Genomic DNA, 25,579 nt, shown 5'->3' with positions numbered 1-25,579 from the left:
CCACTTTATATAATCCTAATATGAGTTATGAACTGTTCTTGGAGCCATTTATGGTGCCAGCAGTTTTGCATTTATTATTATGCTGTTGCGTTGCTTTTGCAGTTGGACAGGAATTTAAACGTAATACATTCAATCAGTGGGTTACTGGTGGAAATGCAATCCACACTTTACTCGGTAAATTATTAGTTTATGTACTCATTTTTTGCTTTTGGACTTGGTGTTGGATGTTTTGGCTATCGAATATCCGAGGTTATTTCATAGCAGGTTCCATCTGTTTAATCCTTACCGCTCAATTTTTCTTGTACTTCGCCTATGCCGTCATTAGTAGTTCTGTAGTATTGGCGACGCAAGATCTGGCAAAAACCTTTGGCTTTTTAGCTCTGTATGGTGGTTCTTCTCCTAGTTTTTCAGGAATCACCCTCCCCCTAAATAATGCACCTGTATTTACTCAAATTTGGTCAATGCTGATTCCCTATACACATTATGCAAAGTTACAAACTGAACAATGGGTGATTGGCAGCGATCCAATAATTTCACTTATTCCACTTTCTATCTTAATTGCTTTCTCAGCATTGTTCTTCTTTGTGAGTATTCGCTTACTTCGAAAATTGACTCAGGAGCAATGCGTATGAAAACATTTTTAAATTATTATCTGCAAACCTTTAAAAATATTGCAGCAAATACCTCAATCTTCACTACACTCATTGCTGCTGTCATTTTATATAGTTTTTTTTATCCAACTGCTTATAAAGCACAAACAGCGGAAGATATTCCGATTGTTATCGTAGATGAAGAGCAAAGTGTTTTAAGTTCGAAAATCATTAGCCAAGTTTCAAATAGTCCTCATGTGAAAATCATGACAGTAACTGATAATTTCTTAGAGGCAAAAAAATTAGTTCAAAATCAGCAAGCAGAAGGTATTTTACTTTTACCCGACAATCTGACCAATAGCATCACACGTGGTGAAATGGGAGGCATAGGTCTATATTTAAGTACAGCTTATTTCATTCAAACGAAAGAAGTCGGCATAGGTTTAGCAGGTTCTATTGAAGCAACCTTGCAAGAATTTTTGGAAAAATTCGGTGATGCAACTCCTTTTAAACCAGAACTTTCTATTCATCAAATTCCGCTCTTTAATACATTATCTGGATATGGAAGTTATATTTTTCCCGCTGTTGCGAGTTTAATCATTCATCAGACACTGTTATTAGGTCTCGCTATGTTGATTGCGAGCTATCGTGAATCAGGTTGGATTGCAAAACCAATCGAATTTTGGGCAACTTCTACAGCAATTCTCACAATAGGTTGTCTTGGTTGTTTATATCTCTTCGGTTTTACATTTTGGCTTTATGACTATCCTCATGGTGGAAATTTCTGGGGAATGCTGCTTGCAACGCCAGTTTATGTAAGTTGTATTATCGGTCTAGCGATGCTGGTTGGATCTTTAGTAGATATGCCTGAACGTGTAGGACATTTAATTGTTGTCACCTCAGTTCCTCTTTTCTTATTAACAGGTACTGCTTGGCCACATGCCGCTATGCCTGAATGGATGCAATATTTAGCTTGGATTCTTCCATCTACACATGGTGTTCAAATGTTTGTGCAATTAAATCAGATGGGTGTACCTACAGCAATCGTGATACCTAAACTGATTTATTTAGCAACTCTTGGTGGAATCTTGTTGGCTTGCTCTTATTATCGTTTAGTCATGCTAAAGCCAATAAAAAAGGAAGCTAATTAGCTTCCTTTTTTAACAACTTATCACTTAAGCTTCTGGAGTATCATCTTTAGGTTCTACTAAAGCTTCCTCAGAATTTACTGCATCAAGCTCAGTATTTTCTACTGATTGCTCTATAGTCTCTAACTCTTCGTCTTCTTCTACAGCTTCAATAGATACAACACCAACTAATGTTTCAGCGTCACTCAGTCGAATCAGACGAACACCTTGTGCGTTACGACCTGTGGTTGCCACTTCTGCTGCACGTGTACGAACCAAAGTACCACCATCAGAAATCAACATCAGCTCTTTGGTTTGATCAATCGATACAGCACTGATTAACTCACCATTACGCTCACTCGTTTTAATCGCAATAACACCCTTACCACCACGTTTCTTGGTCGGGAAGTCATCCACTGGAGTACGCTTACCATATCCATTTGCACAAGCACATAACACTTCACCCGTTTCAGGAACAACAACAAGTGAAACAATACGGCTTACAACATTTGAATCAGAAGAATCGTCATTATCATCGCTGTCATCATTTTCAACTTCAGCATCTTCTACGTCGATCGTGTTACTTGCAAAACTAACACGCATACCGCGTACACCTTTCGCAGTACGTCCCATTGCTCGAACATCTGTCTCAGCAAAACGAATCGCTTTACCTTCATTTGAGAACAACATGATCTGCTGATTACCATCCGTAATCGCAACACCGATCAAGGTATCTTCTTCGTTTAACTCAATAGCACGTAAGCCATTAGAGCGAACATTACTAAACTGTTCTAACTCAACGCGTTTAACCGTACCTGATGCCGTAGCCATAAACACATAGTGATTTTCAGGGAACTCAGTCAACGGTAAGATCGCGGTAATTGTTTCATTCGCTTCCAATGGTAACAAGTTCACCATCGGACGTCCTTTAGCACCACGAGAGGCTTGAGGTACCTCAAACACTCTCAAGCGATAAACTTTACCAACATTGGTAAAGCACAATACTGTCGCGTGGTTTGATGCAACAATCAAATGCTGAATAATGTCATCATCTTTCATTGAGGTTGCTGATTTACCACGACCACCACGACGTTGAGCTTGATAATCCGAAAGTGGTTGCGTTTTTGCATAACCTGTTTGAGAAACAGTGAGTACCACTTGTTCTTCAGGGATTAAGTCTTCACGACAGAAATCAACACCAGATTCAACGATTTCTGTACGACGTGCATCACCATACTGTTGCAGGATTAAAGCAAGCTCTTCACGAATTACGTTCATCAATAAATTAAAGTCATTTAAAATCGCTGTTAATTCAGCAATTTGACCTAAAATCTCAGTATATTCAGCGTGCAACTTATCTTGTTCAAGACCCGTCAAACGATGTAAACGTAATTCAAGAATCGCATTCACCTGTGTTGGTGATAAACGATAAATATCTCCTGACAGACCAAATGGACGTGCGGGATCTTCCCCTTCAATTTCATCTGGACGAACTGAAATAGCGCCAGCTTTTTCTAGAAGTGCGACAACACCACCACCAGCCCATTCACCAGCCTGTAAACGCTCACGTGCTTCACTAGGATTGGCAGAAGTCTTAATGGTTTCAATAATGGCATCAATATTCGCTAATGCAACAGTCAAACCTTCTAAGATATGCCCACGTTCACGTGCTTTGCGAAGCTCATACATGGTGCGGCGTGTCACAACTTCTTGGCGGTGACGGATAAATGCCGCAATAATATCTTTAAGATTCATCAATTTTGGCTGACCATTATCTAGGCAGACCAAATTGATGCTGAAAGAGTTTTGCAGTTGGGTGTGTAAGAATAAATTATTTACAATGACTTCCGCGTTTTCGCCACGCTTCAAATCAATTGCAATACGCATCCCTTCCTTATCAGACTCATCTCGAAGTTCAGAAATTCCTTCAAGTTTCTTTTCTTTAACTAGTTCAGCTATACGCTCAATCGTTTTTGCTTTATTGACCTGATATGGAATTTCAGTAAAGACGATAGTCGTACGACCCGTTTTCTGATCTTCTTCGAAATGATACTTACCACGGATATGAAGACGACCTTTACCCGTACGATAAGCATCTACAATACCTGATTTGCCGTAAATAATACCGCCAGTTGGGAAGTCAGGACCAGTAATATGCTCCATCAATCCTTCAATAGAAATATTCGGATTATTGGCATAGGCTAAACAAGCATTGACGACCTCAGTCATATTATGCGGCGCCATATTGGTCGCCATACCTACTGCAATACCTGTTGTACCATTGATCAAAAGATTAGGAATACGAGTAGGCATCACTTGCGGAATACGCTCAGAACCGTCGTAGTTATCTTCCCAATCAACCGTGTCTTTTTCTAAGTCGGCCAAAATTTCATGGGTAAGCTTTTGCATGCGAACTTCGGTATAACGCATTGCCGCCGCACTATCGCCATCGACAGAACCAAAGTTACCTTGACCATCGACCAACATATAACGCAAGCTAAAATCTTGCGCCATACGAACAATCGTTTCATAGACTGCACTATCACCATGAGGGTGATATTTACCGATTACATCACCCACCACACGAGCAGATTTTTTATACGCTTTGTTATAATCATTGCCCAATTCGTGCATTGCGAATAATACGCGACGATGAACAGGTTTGAGACCGTCTCTCACATCTGGCAATGCACGAGATACGATTACGCTCATTGCATAATCTAAATATGAATGCTTGAGTTCGTCCTCAATGGCAATCGGTCTGATTTCCGATACGCTCATGCATACTCCTTGTTTACAGATAGAAACATCTACCTGTTTTTATGTCTTCAATCTTGCAAAAATTTAGCTCAAAAAGATTGAACTAAAAATAAAAAATACAGCGAAAAATTATAGCATAAACAACCAACTAACAGGGAGTTAAACCCATTGAAAATAGCATTTTTTTACAATAAAAAATTGATTAGAATTAGTAAGTTAAAAAATATTTTTTGATTGTGAACTTTCAACAATATTTTTTTAATGTGGTGGCTAAAATACGAGCAAAAACATCATAAAATTTTAATCTTAAAATCATTACTTCACGTCGATTACGAATTAAAATTTATAATCATTTTTATGTAATTAGCGATATAAATCCACTTGCTCTCTTTGGAAATATATTAAATCCAATGCTAATGAAATGCCTGTTATTTGAAAAATCATGCTATGCAGCTGACCACGGTGATGGGTCTGATGATTAAAGACATGCGCGAGCACTCCAATAAGAGGCTCAGTATGGCGCTGTCCGTGTCGTGTGTAAGAAATGGTACCATGAAAGGCTTCATCATTAAGCTGCTGCACGAATGCAATCATGCTTTGATCTTTAAGGAATCTCGTATTAGTGATGCGAATCTAAGTCTGCATGAACAATCTCATCTAAAGCATACTGAGACTGCACTACCCCATGAATACGCTCGAACCATAAAATATCAGCGACCAATATATGATTTACTGTACGAAACAATGACTCAAAATAAGCCCCACAATTTTGATTGATTTGGTCTTCATTTAAGTCTTTTAAAACAAAGAATAATTTTTGATTCGCCCAAGCGTTATAATTTGGCAACATCAAAAAATATTTTTTAAAACTATAACTCATTAATTAGATCCATTTTTATTATAATTTTTAACATAAAAAAGCGCTCCTGAGCAGAGCAGTAAAGCATCGCTTTAACCGCCTGCGCAAGAGCGCTTTAAACTTTAATTCAGTGAATTAAAGTTTAGATACCAATTCTGGTACAACAGTGTTCAAATCACCAACTAACCAGTAGTCAGCAACGCTGTTGATTGGTGCTTCTTCGTCTTTGTTGATAGCAACAATAACTTTAGAATCTTTCATACCAGCTAAGTGCTGGATCGCACCAGAGATACCGATCGCCATGTATAGATCAGGCGCAACGATTTTACCAGTTTGACCAACTTGGAAGTCGTTAGGTACGAAACCAGCATCAACTGCTGCACGTGATGCACCTTGTGCAGCACCAAGCTTGTCAGCTAATGGGTCAAGTACTTTATGGTAGTTCTCACCAGAACCTACACCACGACCACCAGAAACAACGATGCGCGCAGCAGTTAATTCTGGACGATCAAGTTTCACGATTTCTTCGCTTACAAACTTAGAAATACCAGCATCTTTCGCTTCAGCAACAGCTTCAACAGCAGCAGAACCACCTTCAGCAGCTACAGCATCAAACGCTGTACCACGAACTGTACCAACGATAATTGCTTCATCTGATTGAACAGTTGCAATCGCGTTACCAGCGTAGATTGGGCGTTTAAATGTATTTGCAGATTCTACAGAAATGATATCTGTGATCATGCTTACATCAAGAAGTGCAGCAACACGTGGAAGAATGTTCTTACCAGTTGTTGTAGAAGCAGCTAATACGTATTTGTAACCTTTCGCTAAATCCGCAACTAAAGCAGCTACGTTTTCAGCCAATTGGTTTGCATAAGCAGCATTGTCAGCAAGTAATACTTTGCTCACACCAGCAACTTTAGCAGCAGCATCAGCAACTGCTTGAGCGCCAGAACCAGCTACTAATACAGTAATATCACCACCGATTTTTTGAGCTGCCGCAACAACGTTTAAAGTTGCACCGTTAAGTGTCTGGTTGTTGTGATCAGCGATAACTAAAATACTCATGATTGTATCCTTCTGTATTAGATCACTTTCGCTTCGTTTTTCAATTTTTCAACAAGCTCGTCTACAGACTTCACTTGTACGCCAGCTTTACGTTCAGCAGGTGCTTCAACTTTAACAGTTTTAAGTTTAGTACCAGTTGCAACGCCATAATCAGCAGGAGATTTAGTATCAAGCGGCTTCTTACGAGCTTTCATAATGTTTGGAAGAGCAGCATAACGTGGCTCATTCAAACGTAAGTCAGTTGTGATGATTGCAGGAAGTGCAAGCTCAACAGTTTGTAAACCACCGTCGATTTCACGAGTAACTTGAACTTTACCGCCGTCAACTTTAACTTCAGATGCGAAAGTACCTTGACCAGCACCAAGTAAAGCACCAAGCATTTGACCTACTTGGTTAGAGTCGTCATCAATTGCTTGTTTACCAAGAAGAATAAGTTCTGGTTTCTCAGCATCAACAACGCCTTTGAGGATTTTAGCAACTTCTAGAGCACCAATTTCATCAGCAGTTTCAACTAAAATACCACGGTCAGCACCTAAAGCCATTGCAGAACGGATTTGTTCTTGAGCATCTTTAGGACCCACTGAAACAACAACGATTTCAGAAACTGTTCCTTTTTCTTTTAAGCGAACCGCTTCTTCCACTGCGATTTCACAGAATGGGTTGATTGACATTTTAACGTTAGTAAGGTCAACCCCACTATTGTCCGGCTTAACACGAACTTTAACGTTGGCATCAACCACACGTTTTACAGCGACAAGAGCCTTCATGTAATCCTCGGCTGTTCTAAGCAAGTAAATGTAGTGAAGAGTATTCTAACTCTTCGATCGAAATTTTTTAGGTGCCCTATCTTGCAATGTATTTGGCATTTCGGTCAAGTCACAATTTCTGCTCGGGGTATAAAAAAGATGAAACGCTCAGTTCACTTATTTGTAGTTGTTGATGTAATTGAATTGCTGTGCATTTAATAGGATATTCATTAGGCTTTGATTTTTTTAATATTTTAATATAATTCAACAACCTAAATATCGACTATTTTTTAAATTTGATGGATCTGTAACGGATCATTTCGAGCAAATCAAATCCCCTTTTAGGCTTCAAAAAATATTGGCAATAAAGTAAGAACCCAAAACCGACATGATTCACTCTCATCACATTTTAATCGTCGCTTATTAATCACCCAACTTTGCAACATAATATAACCAAATTTAGTCTTTTTGAGCCCGTGGATGGGTTTGATCATAAACTCTTGCCAATTGATCAAAATCAACATGTGTATAAATTTGTGTAGTAGACAAATTGCTATGTCCTAACATTTCTTGCACTGACCTTAGATCACCACTTGCAGATAACATATGACTGGCAAAACAATGTCTCAACAAATGAGGGTGTAAATCAACATTCACTCCTGCTCTTTGTGCTTGTAGCTTGACCCGATTCTCAATTTGTCGAGGGGTAAGTCGATTACCACGTTGTGAGATAAAAACAGCACTATCTAAGTTAAATTCACCTTGCCAGATTCGATAAATTTTCAGCCATTCAATTAGACTATCTTTCGCTTTCTGACCAAACGGAACGATTCGAGTCTTATTGCCTTTACCTGTAATTCTTAACAATTGACGATTGAAGTCGATATCTTTAATCATCAAACCTTGTAATTCAGCGAGCCGCAGTCCACTGGAATAAAGTAATTCCAGTATCGCTTTGTCACGAAACCACAACTGCTGTTCAATTGGTTTATCTGGTGGAGCTTGGTCTAAAATTTGATGTACAGTTTCAATATCGACCATACCTGGTAAGGGTCTAGGCTGTCTTTTTAACTTAAAATCTTCTGATGGATTTTGTTGTAAATATTGTCCTTGTTCAGCCCACTTCATGAACTGGCGTATTGAGGTCAAATGACGCTGCAAACTGCTTGAACTTAACTGATCTTTTTCAACACGATTTGCCAAATATTCGCGTAAGTCAGATGCTTCAATATCGTATAATGCTAAACTCTTGCTGTCACAAAAGTTAAAAAAATCAGTAAGATCACGTTGATAAGCTTCAATCGTATGTTCTGACTGATTTTGAATAATTCGTTCTTTTAACCACATTGATAGCAGTTTTTCAGGAGCTTCCAAGCTATATTCTCTTGTTTGCATGTGCTATTTATAGCGTAGTTTAACAAATTTTTATTCATTAAAGATTATACAAGCATCGAAGATGAACAATTGATGTAATACAATAAATTTCAAGTTTCGAGCGGTGGCTTTATATAATGCTTACTCTTCTGATCCCTTACCTGATTGCAATCACTTTACTCACCATTACACCTGGATTGGATACAACTTTAATTATTCGCACAGCGACTATTGAAGGAAAAGCTAAAGCCTTTCAAGCAGCTTTGGGTATCACGCTAGGCTGTATTGTTTGGGGTGTAGTTGTTGCTTGTGGATTAGGTGCGCTTTTAATGACTTCTGATTTGGCATTTAACATGCTGAAATGGATGGGAGCAGCTTACTTAGCTTGGCTTGGTGTAAATTTACTATTGAAACCACGAACTCAACTTGCAGATATAAATGATACGACGAATACTCAAAATTGGTTTGTTAAAGGATTTTTGGGAAACTTACTTAATCCTAAAGTAGGTGTCTTTTACCTCTCCTTTCTTCCTCAATTTATTCCACACACTGCTTCTCCTGTGATTTGGACGATGGGCTTAGTCATGATCCATGTTGTGATTGGGATTATTTGGTCTATCATTTTAATTTCTGCGATGCAATCAATCTCTGCTTACTTAAAACGACCAAAGTTTATTAAGTATATGGATCGTATTACTGGCAGTATTTTTATACTGTTTGCCTTAAAACTAGCATTTAGTAAAAGATAATCAATCCAATAGCGTGTTTATGGAACACACTCGACATAAAGCTAAATAGTTTCTAAAAAATTATTAATTTGCAACGCGACTTCATTGGCACATTTTTCTGCCAACTGATGATCACCACCCTCGACAATATATAAATCAGATTTTTCAATTAAATGATTTAGATACTTACCTACCTCAAAAGGGCTAATTGGATCATGATCACCCCAAATCAATAAGGTTTTGATATCTATCGAGGATATGAATTCCTCGTAATTGATGCTGGCTGTGATAAACCAGTTCGGATATTCTACGTATTCTTGCTGATAAAATTCACGCCAATCTTGAACCTGAAACTGATCTAAATTGACCCCACCCGAGGTTGCAATCAAGATTAAACCTTTTATTAAAGAGGTTTTTTCTAGTGCAGCTTTGATCGCAAAGATTCCACCCATTGACTGTGCAATTAAGATTGAAGGTTGTTGAATCTGCTCAACAACATAATCACTCAAATCATCAAAACTATTTATATCAGGATGTGCAGCCACACCATGGAAACTTGGATAGGCAATCACTTGCTTTGTGTAAGTTTTGGGTAGTTGTGCAATTAAAGGATACCAAAATTGTGTATTACCTGAAGCGCCTGGAAGAAAAACCAAGTTATTCATTATTATCCTTGAGACTTATTATTCTTAGAGATAAACACCCTACTAAGTGCAAGGTGTTTATTTACCACTCAATTTAGCTTTGGAAATATCTTAAATCCAGACGCGCATCATAAACATGTGTTGTTGGACCTGTCATCCACACCACATCGCCCTCGCGCCAAGCTATATGCAATTTCCCACCCGCTAACTGAACTTCAACTTCATTAGCGAGTAAACCTCGGCGCATACCACTTACCGCTGCGGCACAAGCACCTGTACCACAAGCTAAAGTCTCACCTACACCACGTTCAAACACACGTAAGCGAATATGTTTTTCATCAACGATTTGCATAAAACCAGCATTTACTCTTGCTGGAAAACGAGCATGTGATTCAACTTGAGGACCGATTCCTGCAACATCAGCCGTTAATACATCTGGCACGATCGTAACCGCATGAGGATTTCCCATGTTAACGACATCAATGTTGATGCTTTTATTATCAGCAAGACCCAGTTTGTAAAGACCTTCAGTGTCTTCGTGTTCATCCGTTAGGAATGGAATCTCAGCTGGAAGAAACTTCGGAGGACCCATATTGACACGTACCCAACCATTTGCTCCCAATTCAGGCTCTACAATACCTGCTTTTGTTTGCACACGAATCTTGGTTTTAGTCGTCAGTTGGCGCTCATGTACAAATCGAGCGAAACAACGCACACCATTACCACACTGTTCAACTTCAGAACCATCTGCGTTAAAAATACGGTATTTAAAGTCAGCATCTGGAAAATCAGGCGGTTCAACGATAAGTAACTGATCAAAGCCCACGCCAAAATGACGATCAGCTAAACGCTGAATCGTGACTGTATCTAAATAAGCGCGTTGGGTGACAAGGTCAACAACCATAAAATCATTGCCCAAACCATGCATTTTGGTAAATTCTAAATACATCCAATTTACTCCTCAGGCAATAAACGTTCTTTTTCCCAAAGTGATTCGATGGTTTCACGCTCACGTATTAAATAAGCTTGATCACCACTGACCATCACTTCAGCAGCACGACCACGTGTATTATAGTTTGAGCTCATTACAAAACCATAAGCTCCAGCACCCAATACCGCTAAGACATCATTTTCTTGCAGCGCTAAATCACGCTGTTTCCCCAAGAAATCACCTGTTTCACAGATCGCACCGACTAAATCCCATGTTTTTACTTCAACATCTGAATGTGGGGCAACAGATTGAATATCCATCCATGCTTCATATAAAGCAGGACGAATCAAATCGTTCATTGCAGCGTCAATAATTGCAAAATTTCGATGATTCGTTGGTTTCAACAAATCAACCTTTGTTAATAATGCACCTGCATTTGCAGAAATACTACGACCAGGCTCCATATAAACTTTCAAACCTAGTTTTTCTAATACAGGGCGCATCGCATTTGCATATTCAGCAACGGTTGGTGGTGTTTCATCTTTATAGCGCACACCTAAACCACCACCAATATCAATATGTTTGAGGTTGATACCTAACTTTTTCAACTCTTCAATCATTAAAACCACACGATCAAGCGCATCAACGAATGGCTTGGTCTCAGTCAACTGTGATCCAATATGACAGTCGATCCCGACAATTTCTAAGTTTGGTAAAGACGCCGCGTATTGATAAGTTTCATACACTGTATCGCTTGGGATACCGAATTTATTTTCTTTCAAGCCTGTTGAAATATAAGGATGCGTCTTTGCATCAACATCTGGATTGACACGCAATGAAATCGGAGCTTTTTTTCCAAGTTTAGCTGCAACTTTCTGAATACGATCAAGTTCAGCATAAGATTCAACATTGAAACAAGCGATGCCAACATCTAATGCTTTTTCAATGTCTGCTTCTGACTTACCCAAGCCTGAAAAAACGATCTTCGCTGGATTACCACCAGCTGCAAGAACACGGGCAAGCTCTCCACCAGTCACAATATCAAAACCAGCACCTAGTTTTGCCAATACATTAAGAACAGCTAAGTTTGAGTTTGATTTCACCGCAAAACAGATTTGATGATCAATAAAATCAAAAGCACGATCCATATCTAGATAATGTTTTTCCAAAGTTGCTTTGGAATAAACATAGAGTGGCGTGCCGAATTGCTGCGCGAGCTGATCAAGTGAACATTGCTCAGCATGCAATACGCCATTAATGCGAGTGAAACTCATGAAGATGTCCTTATTTACAAACTTAAGGTGAGATGGTTTTGACTACTGTGATGATGATGTTGAGTTTTCAACTTGAGTATCATCATCCTTTTGATCAGATGAGCTTTGAGATTGCGATGCATCGTTTTTGTAAAGCAAATACTTTGCTCTTTTATCATGGTTTGGATCAGACGGTAACTGTAAAGCACCAGATTGACCACACGCTGTTAATACAATACTGCTAAACAATAAACTGATCGAACAAATGACTTTAAGCATCTGAGCACCTAATTTTTACAATTCGGAGCAGTATAGCGTGAACCTCAAATTGGCTAAAGTCCAAACATAAAAAAACGCCAACATAAGCTGACGTTTTCATATATCACGGTTGATCTTATTTTTTCTTTGCAAAGAAATAACCAATGATCAGAATAATGAACCAAATTGGACTGACAATCAGAGATTTTCGAGTATCTTCATCCAATGCCAAAACGCCAATCGTACATAAGAAGAAAATAATCACGATCCAGCATGTCACCACACCAGCTGGCAATTTAAAAATTGACTGCTCATGAAGTTCAGGAGATCGTTTGCGGTAGTTCATATAACTCCACATAATGATGATCCAAACGCAAATAAACAAAATTGTAGATAAGGTCGTTGCCAAAACAAATGCTGTTACTTCATCGTTAGTTCCGCTTTGTAACTTATATACAAACTGAATCAATGCGCCGATGAAAATACAGATCGCTGAGAAAATCAATGCGTTTGCTGGAACAGCGGCTTTAGACAAACCTGCAAATAGTCGAGGTGCTTGTTTATCTGTTGATAAACCAAAAAGCATACGACTCGTTGAGAATACCCCACTGTTCATAGATGACATTACCGAAGATAACACCACCAAATTCATAATAATTGCAGCAGATGCAATACCAGCCTGAGAGAAAATATTCACAAATGGGCTGACTTTAGGATTGATCTGATCCCAAGGCGTGACACTCATGACGACAAAAAGAGCCAAGACATAGAAAATGATAATACGTATTGGGATCGAGTTAATCGCTTTGGGTAAGTTTCGCTGAGGGTCTTGAGTTTCAGCAGCCGTGGTTCCGACAAGCTCTACCCCAACAAATGCAAAAATTGCAATTTGGAATCCTGCAAGGAACCCTTCGAAGCCTTTAGGGAAAAACCCGCCATGCGACCATAAGTTTGAAACGCTGGCTACTGTTCCCGATGTATTGGTAAACCCAGTGAAAATCATCCATAAACCTACAAGGATTAATACAATAATCGCTGTGATTTTCACCATTGCAAACCAGAATTCCATTTCACCAAATAACTTCACGGTAACGAGATTCAGACCCAATACGAATGCTATGGCAATGGTACTAATCAACAAACCACCTAAAGGCGTAAATGACTGTCCACCATTAAAAAATTCGAGGTAATAAATGATCGCGGACAGGTCAGCAATACCAATCGTGACCCAACATAGCCAATACGTCCAGCCAACGAAATAACCTGCCCACGGACCAATCAAGTCAGTTGATAAATCAATAAATGATTTATAGTTTAGGTTTGAAAGCAATAATTCGCCCAATGCACGCATGACAAAGAACACCATCAAACCAATCAACATATAAATAAATAGAATTGATGGGCCAGCTAAACTAATCGTTTTACCTGAACCCATAAACAATCCTGTTCCAATTGCGCCACCAATTGCAATCAGTTGAAGATGTCGATTAGATAGACTACGGTGAAGCCCACTTTGCTCGTTGACCTCACCTAAATTTTGATTCGACATTTTTACAAAAACTCTCCAGTATCTTTCGTTCATTAGCTAATGATCAAATCAAAATGACAATTCGCACCATTTAATGGCATCTTCTTGCACTGTAAATTGTTTTGATGATGTTTTAGCTAACCAATTTTCTGTCTGTACAACTCAACATTTCAAGTTAAATACAAATGGGCCTGATCATACGCACAAGGATGTACCAACTCAATGCACTTTTTTGACTCCATATTTTTCAATAGCTTAAAAATTAGGCAATAAAAAAGCAGCCTCTGAAGGCTGCCTTTATATCTAGATTTTTACTTTAATTTATTATGATATTACTTTTGTTTATTCTTAATACGATCTTCCCAGAACGTAGCATTACGAATACCAAGTTTTACTGGATCAAAAGTAAACTCTTTAACACCCGCTTTTTGCTGCTGTTCATAATCTCTTAATGCTTTAATCGTTGGTTTCCAAATGAAGTAAGTCACAATAATACCAATGATGTTAATCCAAGCCATTAAGCCCACACCGATATCACCAATTCCCCAAATATAGCCCGTCGCACTGATTACGCCATATGAAACAGAAAGAATGATGAAGCATTTGGTGATAAATAATAAAGATGGAGTTTTGGTAATATAACTTAAATAAGTAATGTTGGTTTCAGCGATATAGTAATAGGCAACAATCGTTGTAAATGCGAAGAAGAATACAGCTAACGCAACAAAGATTTGTCCAAAACCACCAAATACCGTGCTCACAGCCATTTGTGTAAATGCTGGCGAACCAATTTCAGCTGTAGCAGCAACGTTTTGTACAATAAATTGACCAGCTTCTAATGTACCTTGAACGTTATACATGCCCGTGATCAAAATCATAAACGCAGTTGCTGAACACACGAATAAAGTATCTACATAAATCGAGAATGCTTGTACTAAACCTTGTTGCGCAGGATGCTGTACCTCAGCTGCGGCAGCGGCATGTGGTCCTGTACCCTGTCCTGCTTCATTCGAATAAACACCACGTTTTACCCCCCAACCAATTGCAGCACCCAGACCTGCCATAGGAGAAAAGGCGTCAGCAAAAATTAAGGAAATCACACCAGGTAACTTATCAATGTTGATGAAGACAATAATTAAAGCCATCAAAATATAGCCAGCCGCCATAAATGGCACCACGAATTCAGCAAATTTTGCAATTCGTTTAATACCACCAAAGATAATGACCGCAAGTAATGCCACAATCACAACTAAAGCTAAAAGCTTATAAGTACCGACGTTTCCAAATACAATCGCACCTTCACCAGTAATTTGAGTGAATGCGTTACCAACCGCATTTGCTTGAATACCTGGTAAGAATAAACCACATGAAATAATTGCTGCGATTGCAAATAGAATCCCTAACCAACGTTGACCTAGACCACGGTCAAAATAGAATGCAGGTCCACCACGATATTGACCTTGATATTCAACTTTATAGATTTGACCCAAGGTTGATTCAACATATGCGGTACTTGCTCCTAGAAAGGCAACGACCCACATCCAGAAGACTGCACCTGGTCCACCAAAACCAATTGCGGCAGCAACGCCTGCAATATTACCTACACCAACACGACCTGACAGTGAAACAGCGAGTGCTTGAAACGAAGAAATACCTTGTGCTGATGAGCCTCCTTTAATGAGGAGCCTTATCATATCTTTGATCTGACGAACTTGAACAAACCTTGTTAGGACGGAGAAAAATAAACCTGCACCTAAACATAAATAGATCAGAGCTTTGCTCCAAATAATACTATTTATCCAATCAACAATTTCTGCTGCACTCATGAACACCAACCTTTTGTATAATTTAAAAATATATCAATTGATACATTTTCATTTGTCTGAGCATCAGCAATATTTATGCCATTCAATATAATTCTTATGACAACAAATGAGCAAATGCTCAAAGACCTTCCGTGGAAAAAGTGAATTTAAAGAATTTTTCGACTCAAAAACCTACTATATCTTACTTGTAAAAGTCTTATATCGTGTTATTTTTCTGAGCACTTCCCTTTAACCAGTCAATTACGAAAACACCGTTTACTCTTAATTCCTTATCAAGAAAATGAACGATATTGATCTTTTCCGTAATTACTCTACTTTTTAACTAATTTATCGCAAATTTTCAATTTTATATATGGCAAAAATTAAAACTGTCTATCGATGTGAACAATGTGGCGCCGATCATCCAAAATGGGCAGGACAATGCTCTGAATGTGGAGAATGGAATAGCCTCATAGAAGTTCGCATAGAGCCAATCGTATCCCACAGAGCGCAATCAAAGATGGGAGGCGGTTATGCAGGTCAAGCAGCGAGCATCACAACTCTAAATAAAATTTCCGTTTCACATGAAACTCGTCTACCTACTGGGATTGGCGAATTTGATCGCGTACTCGGTGGCGGTTTAGTGACTGGATCAGTCGTTTTAATCGGTGGTGACCCTGGTATCGGAAAATCTACCATCTTATTGCAAACAGCTACTCATATGGCAGCAGCTAAAAGTTCCGCGCTTTATGTCACAGGTGAAGAATCATTATCACAAGTCGCTTTACGTGCGCAGCGATTAGATTTACCTACTGACCAACTCAAAGTAATGGCTGAAACCTGTGTGGAAAGAATCTGTGAAGTATTGGCTCAAGAAAGACCAGCCGTTGCGATTTTAGACTCGATTCAGACCTTATATACAGAAACCTTACAATCTGCACCAGGTGGTGTCTCACAAATCCGTGAATCAGCCGCCCTGCTCACACGTTTTGCAAAAAATAGCGGAACAGCGTTATTTATCGTGGGGCATGTAACTAAAGAAGGTGCTTTAGCTGGACCACGTGTGCTTGAACATATGGTAGATTGCGTACTGTATTTCGAAGGTCAGTCGGATTCTCGATATCGTATGATTCGTGCCGTGAAAAACCGTTTTGGAGCAGTCAACGAGCTAGGTGTCTTTGGCATGACCGATAAAGGGCTACGAGAAGTCGCCAATCCCTCCGCTATTTTCCTCAGTCGTTATGATGAAGCCATTCCGGGTTCAATTGTGATGATTAGCCGTGAAGGCACTCGCCCATTACTCGTCGAAGTTCAAGCTCTTGTTGATGATGCACATGCTCAACCTCGGCGTGTTGCATTAGGACTTGAACAAAATCGTCTGAACATGCTACTTGCGGTAATGCATCGACATGGTGGTGTTCAAACCGCGGGACAAGATGTTTATGTCAATGTCGTAGGTGGATTAAAGATCACGGAAACTGGTTCAGATCTAGCGGTATTACTCGCCTGCGCTTCAAGTTTGCGTGGTAAAGCATTACCACAACAACTAGCTGTTTTTGGTGAAGTTGGTTTATCGGGAGAAATACGCCCTGTTCCGAATGGTCAGGAACGCTTAAAAGAAGCGGCAAAACATGGTTTTAAATATGTGATTTTACCAAGAGCAAATGCGCCACAAAAAAGTATTGATGGTGTTCAAATCATTGCTGTAGCTCGTTTACATGAAGCATTGACTGAAGCAATGCAGCTTAGTGATGAACTGACATAAAAAAACATACTTTTTTAGTTGAAATTATCAACGAATACCTTCATAAATACACTTACATATTGGAATTAAATAGGAATTTTCGATGCAAGTACACCAGCGTGGCTTGATGGCAGCTTTATTGATGGCAACTTTGGTCGCAGCACCAATTGCAGAAGCTAAACGTGCGGGCGGTGGCAAAAGTCATGGTATGTCTCGTTCAACAACGACGACTCAATCTCAGCCAACTACTACTCAATCGTACCAACAACCTACAACTAAAACTACGACGACTCAAAAATCAGGTCCAGGCGTAGGTTCTATGGTTGCTGCTGGTGTAGCAGGTGCTGCTGTAGGTGCAGTTGCTGCAAATGCATTGGCAGATGACAACAATCCTACTTCTGCTGAGCAGCAAGCTGCGCAAGAAGAGGAAAAAGGTGGTATTCCAGGTTGGTTATGGGTACTCCTAGCTGCTGCAGTTGCATTCTTTGTATTCCGTAAATTCGGTGCAAAAAAAAAATTAGCCACAGCTAATCCATATGCTCCAAATAATAACGGTCAAAACAACTTTGGCCGTCCTGTAAGCCCACAACCAACTATGCGTCAAACGGCTGGTGACAACACCAATATTTTTGGTCAATCAGTTGGTGGTGGCGTTGCGACTCAGGCACCGTTTGGTGGTGCATCAATGAGCAGTGGCAACCAATTACCTGATGGGACTGAACCTGCTGCTTTCCTTCGTATTGCACGCCAACGCTTCAATCACATTCAATCAGTAAATAGCGCAAGCAATATCGAAGAAATTCGTCGTTACTTGACTCCTGAGCTTTATAACTCAATGTATAGCGACATCATGGCTAACCAAGACCAAGATGTGGCTGAGTTTAGCAATCTTAATGCGATGGTTGCTGAAAGCACAACTGAAAATGGACAATATGTGGTTAGCGTTCGTTTCACCGGTACGGTAAGTGAAGATTTAAATAGCTTGCCACAACCATTTACTGAAATTTGGCACTTTGTTAAACCTGTTGGCTCGCAACAAGATTGGGTTGTGGCAGGAATCCAACAAGCATAATTGCTAATATCATTTAAAAAAGGAGCTATTCAATAGCTCCTTTTTTTATTGGTGCAATTTTATGAGAAATAAAAAAAGCCACTCTCGATTTCTGAGAATGGCGGAGTGTAAACGAAATTTAAGTAAAACGTTGTTTACAATAAGGATAACCAAACATATAGGCATCTTCATAATAATTAATATTTATCAGGAAACATATTCCACATTTGGGGAATAGCCTTCACTTTCATAATTTTTTTGATGCACATGCTGTTGATTTAAATTTTATGGATAGTTTAGTGCAAAGCTAAAAATGACTAGGGTGTGTTGACACTTTTAGCTTAAAAAAATAGCGAAGTAGTAAAATCAAATCGCCAAACCCAATTTTACTATTCGCTATGCCTCGTACCATGCTGACAGATCAACACTGGCAAAAGTTGAAAACTATTTTGCGTAATTTATCTATTCATCACAACTCAAATTTACGTAATTTTATTGAAGCTATTCTCTATAGAATTAGAACAGGTTGTCCGTGGCGAGATATTCCTTCCTATTTCGGTCAATCAAACTCTATTTTCAAACGTTTTAATCGTTGGTCAAGCAGCGGTAAGTTGCTTAGATTATTCAAATTATTAGCATCATGCCCCGATATGGAGTGGATTTTTATTGATGCCTCTCACGTACGTGCTCATCAACATTCTGCCGGTATAGCGAATCAATCCATTTCTAAAAGTGTAGGAGGAAACTCCTCAAAAATACATTTGATTGTTGATTCACATGGCAATCCTATTGATTTCATGATTACCGATGGCACTACACATGACATCAAAGTTGCACCTGATTTAATAGCAACATTAGATTTAAAAGAGACAGAAGTGGTATGCGCAGATAAAGGCTATGATTCAGAACCACTGCGTGAGCAGATCAGAAAAACAGGAACAAAAGCGAATATACCAAAGAAAATAAATAGCCAATCGAACAATGATCATATGGACTGGTATTTATATAAAATCAGGCATTTAGTTGAAAATATGTTTTGTAGATTAAAACAATTTAGAGGGATAGCTACTCGATATGACAAGCTCAAAAGAAATTATCAAAGTGCTGTTGCCTTAGCCTGTATATTTTTATGGCTACCTTTATAGGTTTAATTATGGACAGTAAATGTCAACAGACCCTAGTTACAACGTAAAAAAAAAGAGCTGAAATCAATGTTTAAAACAATCTATTGGTTCAGGTGACTAAGCCTTTGCTTAGCAACAGATATACTAATAGTGCAATCAGCTCAAAGATTCATGCAATAAAAAAGCCTTGCCGAAGCAAAGCTTTTATTTCTGTTCTAAATATTCTAACTATACTTAAGACACAAACTGTAGGAATACCCAGTACAAACCACCTGACAAACAGATCGTTGCAGGTAAGGTAAATACCCAAGCTGAAAGTATGGTACGAACTGTTGCAAAATTCAAACCTGATTTATTTGCCACCATCGTACCTGCAACCGCACTGTTTAAAACGTGTGTTGTTGATACAGGCATACCTAAACCATCAGCAGCAGCAATCGTACTCATCGCAACTAATTCCGCTGACATACCTTGACCATAAGTCATGTGGTTTTTACCGATACGCTCACCCACTGTGATCACGATACGTTTCCAACCCACCATCGTACCTAAACCAAGAGCAAGCGCAACTGCGACCTTCACCCAGTTTGGAATGTATTGTAAGAACGAATCTAAGTTACTACGATATTCTTTTACCAATTTTTCTTGGTCTTTATTCATTTCAGGTAAAGCATTTGCTTTATCTAAACGTTTAAATGTCGTTGTACTTAAATACATGTCATTACGAATTTCACTCACAGCAGCTTCAGGAATATCCTTTAAGTTGCCATAAGTCGCTACACGATCACCCAAATGAGAGGTCATGCTAGCAAGAGCAGGAACAACTTCTGGGGTTTGCTCTTTGGTTTGAATAAATTTCGTCAGAACTTCGCGAGCTTTTTCATCAGATAATTCATTCTGATTGACATTCAACACGGTCGCTGTTTGAGCCGAAAGCTGTTCGAATGATTGTAGATGTTGAGCATCTAAGTTTTTATTCAATGAATAAGCCAAAGGAACTAAACCAATCAAAATCAACATGATTAAGCCCATGCCTTTTTGACCATCATTTGAACCGTGCGCAAAACTTACACCCGTACAGGTAAAGATTAAAATCGCACGAATAAGTGGTGGTGGTGGTTTGTTACCAACAGGAGGTTGGAACAATTCCAATTGGCGCTTAAAGATTGTTTTAACCAGTAAGAATACAATTGCTGCAAATGCAAAACCGATCAAAGGTGAAAATAACAATGCCTTTCCGACTTTGATGACTTGATCCATATCAATGCCACTGGTTGCGCCAGTTGATGCATTTAACAAGTGATTCATGATCCCAACACCCAAGATCGAACCGATCAAAGTATGAGAACTTGATGCAGGAATACCTAAGAACCAAGTTCCTAAGTTCCACAGAATCGCTGCAATCAACAGTGCAAAAACCATAGCAAAGCCAGCACCACTGCCAACATTCATGATCATTTCAACTGGAAGTAATGCAATAATTCCGTAAGCAACTGCTCCACTTGCCACCATAACTCCAAGAAAGTTACAGAAGCCAGCCCACATCACTGCAACAGGTGCAGGTAAGGCATTGGTGTAAATTACGGTTGCTACAGCATTCGCTGTATCGTGAAAACCATTTACAAACTCAAAACCTAAGGCAATGAATAATGCCGTAGACAAAAGAATAACTGAATATAAACTCAAAGGTGGTACATGCGCTAAATCAGCACTCACCTGAAATCCAATATATATAAGTGTTGAAACAATGATCGTCAAAAACACCGGCATAAAGAATTTCGGTGTAGGTACATGTACATTCGTCGATTTTGCCGAAGAGTTGGCAAGCGGTGAATCCGAAACAGGAGGAATATTAGAATTCATGTAGACGGTTAGAGGATAAAAAAATCCCCTGTATTGTTTAATTAAATTATGACAATTATATGACAAAGAGATGTCATATAAAGCTGATATTTCATCATTTCAGCTCATTTTGTGATGTTTTTTGTTCTAATCTTTAGTCTATTAAATTAAATATCCCTTTAAATACAATATGATATAAAAACAAAAAGTCTTAAAAACTGTTTGTCTGATTTTGCAACAAATGCTACAAAATATGATATCAATTTGTCATATTTCAGTTCATTCGCTGGTTTTTGGAGCATTATTCCTCATAATTATTACAAATTAATGAAGTTTTTGTGACACATCAAAATTGAACTCAAGAATCAGCGCTCTGTGTTGTTGAAAATACGCGCTTTCTGTTCGCTTCTGTTACAATGCCTCAGCTTTTTATATTTGCCATATACTGGGGTTCCTTATGTCCACGCTTGCCACCCTAAAATCTCTTCTCGCCCAACGCATCTTGATTATTGATGGTGCAATGGGAACCATGATTCAACGCCATAAATTAGAAGAAGAAGATTATCGTGGTGAACGTTTCGCAGATTGGGCTTCTGATCTCAAAGGTAATAATGACCTTTTAGTACTGACTCAACCGCAGATTATTCAGGGTATCCATGAAGCTTATTTGGATGCTGGTGCAGACATTATTGAAACCAACAGCTTCAATGGTACACGTGTTTCAATGTCAGATTATCACATGGAAGATCTTGTACCTGAGATCAACCGTGAAGCAGCACGTCTCGCGAGAGCGGCGTGTGATAAATACTCTACCCCAGATAAACCACGATTCGTGGCAGGTGTGCTCGGCCCGACATCACGTACATGTTCGATCTCACCGAACGTCAATGATCCAGCATTCCGTAATATTACTTTCGATGAACTCAAAGAAAATTATATCGAAGCAACACACGCCTTAATTGAAGGTGGTGCTGACATTCTATTAATCGAAACAGTTTTCGATACATTGAACTGTAAAGCGGCAATCTTTGCGGTTAAGGAAGTGTTTAAGCAAATCGGTTATGAACTTCCGTTAATGATTTCAGGTACGATCACAGATGCCTCAGGTCGTACATTGACAGGTCAAACTGCTGAAGCATTCTGGAACTCAGTGCGTCATGGTGATTTGCTGTCAATTGGTTTTAACTGTGCGCTCGGTGCAGACGCGATGCGTCCACACGTTAAAACCATTGCTGATGTAGCTGATACCTTTGTTTCTGCCCATCCAAACGCAGGTTTACCAAATGCCTTTGGTGAATATGACGAAACGCCTGAACAAACAGCAGCGTTCATCAAAGAATTTGCTGAAAGTGGTTTAATCAATATTACAGGTGGTTGCTGTGGTACCACACCAGATCATATCCGTGCGATCTATAACGCAGTTAAAGATATCAAGCCACGTCAAATTCCTGAAACCAAACCAGCCTGCCGTTTAAGTGGTTTAGAACCATTTAACATTTATGATGATTCTCTATTCGTCAATGTCGGTGAACGTACCAACGTCACAGGTTCAAAAAAATTCCTTCGTCTCATCCGTGAAGAAAACTTTGCAGAAGCTCTAGAAGTCGCTCAGCAACAGGTTGAAGCTGGTGCACAGATCATTGATATCAACATGGATGAAGGGATGCTCGATTCGCAAGGTGCGATGGTGCATTTCCTGAACCTTGTCGCTTCAGAACCTGATATTTCTCGTGTGCCAATCATGATTGACTCATCGAAATGGGAAATCATTGAAGCAGGTCTAAAATGTGTTCAAGGTAAACCCGTTGTAAACTCGATTTCCTTAAAAGAAGGTTATGACGAGTTTGTCGAAAAAGCTCGCCTTTGCCGTCAGTACGGTGCAGCAGTTATTGTCATGGCTTTTGACGAAGTTGGTCAGGCAGATACCGCTGAACGTAAGCGTGAAATTTGTAAACGCTCTTATGACATTTTAGTCAATGAAGTTGGCTATCCAGCTGAAGATATTATTTTCGATCCAAACGTGTTTGCAGTGGCAACAGGGATCGAAGAACACAATAACTATGCCGTAGACTTTATTGAAGCGACTGGTTGGATCAAACAAAACTTACCACATGCCATGATTTCAGGTGGTGTTTCTAACGTTTCGTTCTCATTCCGTGGTAATGAACCTGTACGCGAAGCGATTCACTCAGTATTCCTCTATCATGCCATCAAACAAGGCATGACTATGGGTATCGTAAACGCTGGTCAGATGGCGATTTATGACGATATCAATAAAGAGCTGAAAGATGCTGTTGAGGATGTTGTACTTAACCAAAATCAAGGTGAGACAGGTCAAGCAGCAACTGAAAAACTCCTAGAAGTTGCTGAAAAATATCGTGGTCAAGCGGGTGCTACCAAAGAAGCTGAAAATCTTGAATGGCGTAATGAGTCTGTCGAAAAACGTCTTGAATACGCTTTAGTTAAAGGTATTACCACGTATATCGATCAAGATACTGAAGAGGCACGTTTAAAATCAAAACGTCCGCTTGATGTGATCGAAGGCCCATTAATGGACGGCATGAACGTGGTCGGTGACCTGTTTGGTTCAGGAAAAATGTTCCTTCCTCAAGTCGTTAAATCTGCACGCGTCATGAAACAAGCTGTAGCATGGCTCAACCCATACATTGAAGCTGAGAAGTCAGAAGGACAATCTAAAGGTAAAGTCCTGATGGCAACGGTTAAAGGTGACGTACACGATATTGGTAAAAATATTGTGGGTGTTGTCTTGGGTTGTAATGGTTATGACATCGTTGACCTCGGCGTAATGGTACCTGCAGAAAAAATTCTGCAAACGGCAATAGATGAGAAATGTGACATCATTGGTTTGTCAGGTTTGATCACCCCTTCTTTGGATGAAATGGTCTTTGTTGCGAAAGAAATGCAACGTAAAGGTTTTAATATTCCTTTATTGATCGGCGGTGCAACCACATCAAAAGCACATACCGCAGTTAAAATTGATCCTCAATATTCAAATGATGCTGTAATTTACGTCGCGGATGCTTCACGTGCAGTGGGTGTCGCAACCACCCTACTTTCTCCTGAAATGCGCGGTAACTTTATTGCAGAGCATCGTGCTGAATATGCCAAGATTCGTGAACGCTTAGCAAATAAGCAACCGAAAGCTGCAAAATTGAGTTATGCAGAATCAGTCGAAAACGGTTTTAAAATTGATAATAACTATGTACCACCAAAACCAAATGCTTTGGGTACACAAGTTATTAAGAATTATCCGCTTGAAACCTTAGTTGAATATTTTGACTGGACACCATTCTTTATCTCTTGGAGTTTGGCGGGTAAATTCCCGAAAATCTTAGAAGATGAAGTGGTCGGTGAAGCAGCGACTGATCTTTATAATCAAGCGCAAGCGATGCTGAAAGACATCATTGAAAATAAACGTTTCGATGCCCGTGCTGTATTTGGCTTATACCCTGCTCAGCGTACTGGTGCAGATACCGTCAGCGTATTTGATGAATCAGGTCAAAATCGCACTCATACCTTTGAGCACGTACGTCAGCAATCAGACAAAGTGACAGGTAAACCAAACTTGTCTTTGGCGGATTATATTAAGCCTTCTGAACAACCTGAAGATTATCTCGGTGGTTTTACGGTGTCGATCTTTGGTGCAGAAGAATTGGCAAATGAATATAAAGCCAAAGGTGATGACTATTCAGCGATTCTGATTCAGTCTTTAGCGGATCGTTTTGCAGAAGCTTTCGCTGAACATTTACATGAACGTATCCGTAAAGAGTTCTGGGGCTATAAAGCAGATGAAACGTTGAGTAATGAAGAACTGATCAAAGAAAAATATGTCGGTATTCGTCCTGCTCCAGGTTACCCTGCTTGTCCTGAACACTCTGAAAAAGCAGTATTATTTGATTGGTTAGGTTCAGAAGCGAAGATTGGTACGAAGTTGACTGAACACTTTGCCATGATGCCGCCTTCATCAGTAAGTGGTTTCTATTATTCACATCCTCAAAGTGAATACTTTAACGTTGGCAAAATCTCTCAAGATCAGCTTGAAGATTATGCAAAGCGTAAAGGTTGGACTCTCGATGAAGCGAAACGCTGGTTAGCGCCGAATTTAGATGATTCAATTGTTTAAATA

At 39.4% G+C, this 25,579-nt stretch carries 18 protein-coding genes and 1 pseudogene; 7 read left to right on the top strand and 12 right to left on the bottom strand.

Annotated features, from left to right (window positions below):
* Both IRT38_RS08160 and IRT38_RS08155 read left to right on the top strand, forming a co-directional pair.
* Nucleotides 1-632: ABC transporter permease (locus IRT38_RS08160; RefSeq protein WP_194597413.1), on the top strand; the 632-nt coding region annotated here is incomplete at its 5' end.
* Nucleotides 629-1,741, top strand: a complete 1,113-nt coding sequence (locus IRT38_RS08155; RefSeq protein ID WP_194597412.1) for an ABC transporter permease — start codon at nt 629-631, stop codon at nt 1,739-1,741. The genes IRT38_RS08160 and IRT38_RS08155, both read left to right, overlap by 4 nt.
* A gap of 24 nt (nt 1,742-1,765) precedes the next feature.
* Here the strand turns inward: IRT38_RS08155 and gyrA are convergent, their stop codons facing one another.
* The 5 genes and pseudogenes from gyrA to xerA all read right to left on the bottom strand — a co-directional run bounded on the left by gyrA (nt 1,766) and on the right by xerA (nt 8,497).
* Entirely contained in the window at nt 1,766-4,498 is a 2,733-nt protein-coding gene (gene gyrA / locus IRT38_RS08150) for a DNA gyrase subunit A (RefSeq protein ID WP_194597411.1), read from the bottom strand.
* A gap of 342 nt (nt 4,499-4,840) precedes the next feature.
* Nucleotides 4,841-5,357: pseudogene (locus tag IRT38_RS17645) on the bottom strand (DinB family protein).
* 114 nt (nt 5,358-5,471) lie between these two features.
* Nucleotides 5,472-6,404, bottom strand: coding sequence for an electron transfer flavoprotein subunit alpha/FixB family protein (locus tag IRT38_RS08140; protein ID WP_004952903.1), 933 nt, complete (start codon nt 6,402-6,404; stop codon nt 5,472-5,474).
* Between the two features lie 17 nt (nt 6,405-6,421).
* Entirely contained in the window at nt 6,422-7,171 is a 750-nt protein-coding gene (locus tag IRT38_RS08135; RefSeq protein WP_004952901.1) for an electron transfer flavoprotein subunit beta/FixA family protein, read from the bottom strand.
* A 438-nt stretch (nt 7,172-7,609) separates the two neighbouring features.
* Nucleotides 7,610-8,497, bottom strand: a complete 888-nt coding sequence (gene xerA / locus IRT38_RS08130; protein ID WP_164546276.1) for a site-specific tyrosine recombinase/integron integrase — start codon at nt 8,495-8,497, stop codon at nt 7,610-7,612.
* A gap of 164 nt (nt 8,498-8,661) precedes the next feature.
* On the opposite strand from xerA, the gene IRT38_RS08125 reads away from it, so the two are divergent.
* Nucleotides 8,662-9,273: a LysE family translocator gene (locus tag IRT38_RS08125; RefSeq protein ID WP_194597410.1), complete on the top strand. Its 612-nt coding sequence runs from the start codon at nt 8,662-8,664 to the stop codon at nt 9,271-9,273.
* A 41-nt stretch (nt 9,274-9,314) separates the two neighbouring features.
* Here the strand turns inward: IRT38_RS08125 and IRT38_RS08120 are convergent, their stop codons facing one another.
* From IRT38_RS08120 to IRT38_RS08095, 6 genes are all read right to left on the bottom strand, one after another.
* Nucleotides 9,315-9,917 (bottom strand): alpha/beta fold hydrolase, encoded by a 603-nt coding sequence (locus IRT38_RS08120; protein WP_194597409.1) that lies wholly within the window; start codon nt 9,915-9,917, stop codon nt 9,315-9,317.
* 73 nt (nt 9,918-9,990) lie between these two features.
* Nucleotides 9,991-10,845, bottom strand: coding sequence for a diaminopimelate epimerase (gene dapF, locus IRT38_RS08115; RefSeq protein ID WP_004913683.1), 855 nt, complete (start codon nt 10,843-10,845; stop codon nt 9,991-9,993).
* A 5-nt stretch (nt 10,846-10,850) separates the two neighbouring features.
* Nucleotides 10,851-12,101, bottom strand: a complete 1,251-nt coding sequence (lysA, locus tag IRT38_RS08110; RefSeq protein ID WP_004913684.1) for a diaminopimelate decarboxylase — start codon at nt 12,099-12,101, stop codon at nt 10,851-10,853.
* A 42-nt stretch (nt 12,102-12,143) separates the two neighbouring features.
* A complete protein-coding gene (lptM, locus tag IRT38_RS08105) occupies nt 12,144-12,359 on the bottom strand; it encodes an LPS translocon maturation chaperone LptM (RefSeq protein WP_004913686.1) in 216 nt (71 codons plus the stop codon).
* Nucleotides 12,360-12,474: 115 nt separating this feature from the next.
* Nucleotides 12,475-13,887 carry an amino acid permease gene (locus tag IRT38_RS08100; RefSeq protein WP_194597408.1) on the bottom strand — a complete coding sequence of 471 codons (1,413 nt, stop codon included), beginning with the start codon at nt 13,885-13,887 and terminating at the stop codon, nt 12,475-12,477.
* 311 nt (nt 13,888-14,198) lie between these two features.
* Complete coding sequence (locus IRT38_RS08095; RefSeq protein ID WP_004952886.1) at nt 14,199-15,692, bottom strand: alanine/glycine:cation symporter family protein; 1,494 nt, start codon at nt 15,690-15,692, stop codon at nt 14,199-14,201.
* Between the two features lie 352 nt (nt 15,693-16,044).
* On the opposite strand from IRT38_RS08095, the gene radA reads away from it, so the two are divergent.
* The 3 genes from radA to IRT38_RS08080 all read left to right on the top strand — a co-directional run bounded on the left by radA (nt 16,045) and on the right by IRT38_RS08080 (nt 19,611).
* Entirely contained in the window at nt 16,045-17,436 is a 1,392-nt protein-coding gene (gene radA, locus IRT38_RS08090; protein WP_194597407.1) for a DNA repair protein RadA, read from the top strand.
* Nucleotides 17,437-17,518: 82 nt separating this feature from the next.
* Nucleotides 17,519-18,487, top strand: coding sequence for a Tim44 domain-containing protein (locus IRT38_RS08085; protein ID WP_194597406.1), 969 nt, complete (start codon nt 17,519-17,521; stop codon nt 18,485-18,487).
* A gap of 377 nt (nt 18,488-18,864) precedes the next feature.
* Nucleotides 18,865-19,611 carry an IS5 family transposase gene (locus IRT38_RS08080; RefSeq protein WP_194597405.1) on the top strand — a complete coding sequence of 249 codons (747 nt, stop codon included), beginning with the start codon at nt 18,865-18,867 and terminating at the stop codon, nt 19,609-19,611.
* Nucleotides 19,612-19,824: 213 nt separating this feature from the next.
* Here the strand turns inward: IRT38_RS08080 and IRT38_RS08075 are convergent, their stop codons facing one another.
* Nucleotides 19,825-21,453, bottom strand: coding sequence for an inorganic phosphate transporter (locus IRT38_RS08075; protein ID WP_194597404.1), 1,629 nt, complete (start codon nt 21,451-21,453; stop codon nt 19,825-19,827).
* A gap of 436 nt (nt 21,454-21,889) precedes the next feature.
* Here IRT38_RS08075 and metH point away from each other — a divergent pair, with 436 nt between their 5' ends.
* Nucleotides 21,890-25,576 carry a methionine synthase gene (metH, locus tag IRT38_RS08070; RefSeq protein WP_194597403.1) on the top strand — a complete coding sequence of 1,229 codons (3,687 nt, stop codon included), beginning with the start codon at nt 21,890-21,892 and terminating at the stop codon, nt 25,574-25,576.
* Nucleotides 25,577-25,579: the final 3 nt, after the last annotated feature.

It is taken from the genome of Acinetobacter sp. SK-43 (assembly GCF_015351505.1).
GTDB lineage: Bacteria > Pseudomonadota > Gammaproteobacteria > Pseudomonadales > Moraxellaceae > Acinetobacter > Acinetobacter junii.
Note: the sequence above shows the minus strand (reverse complement) of the source record. Positions and strands in the feature narration are given on the sequence as shown.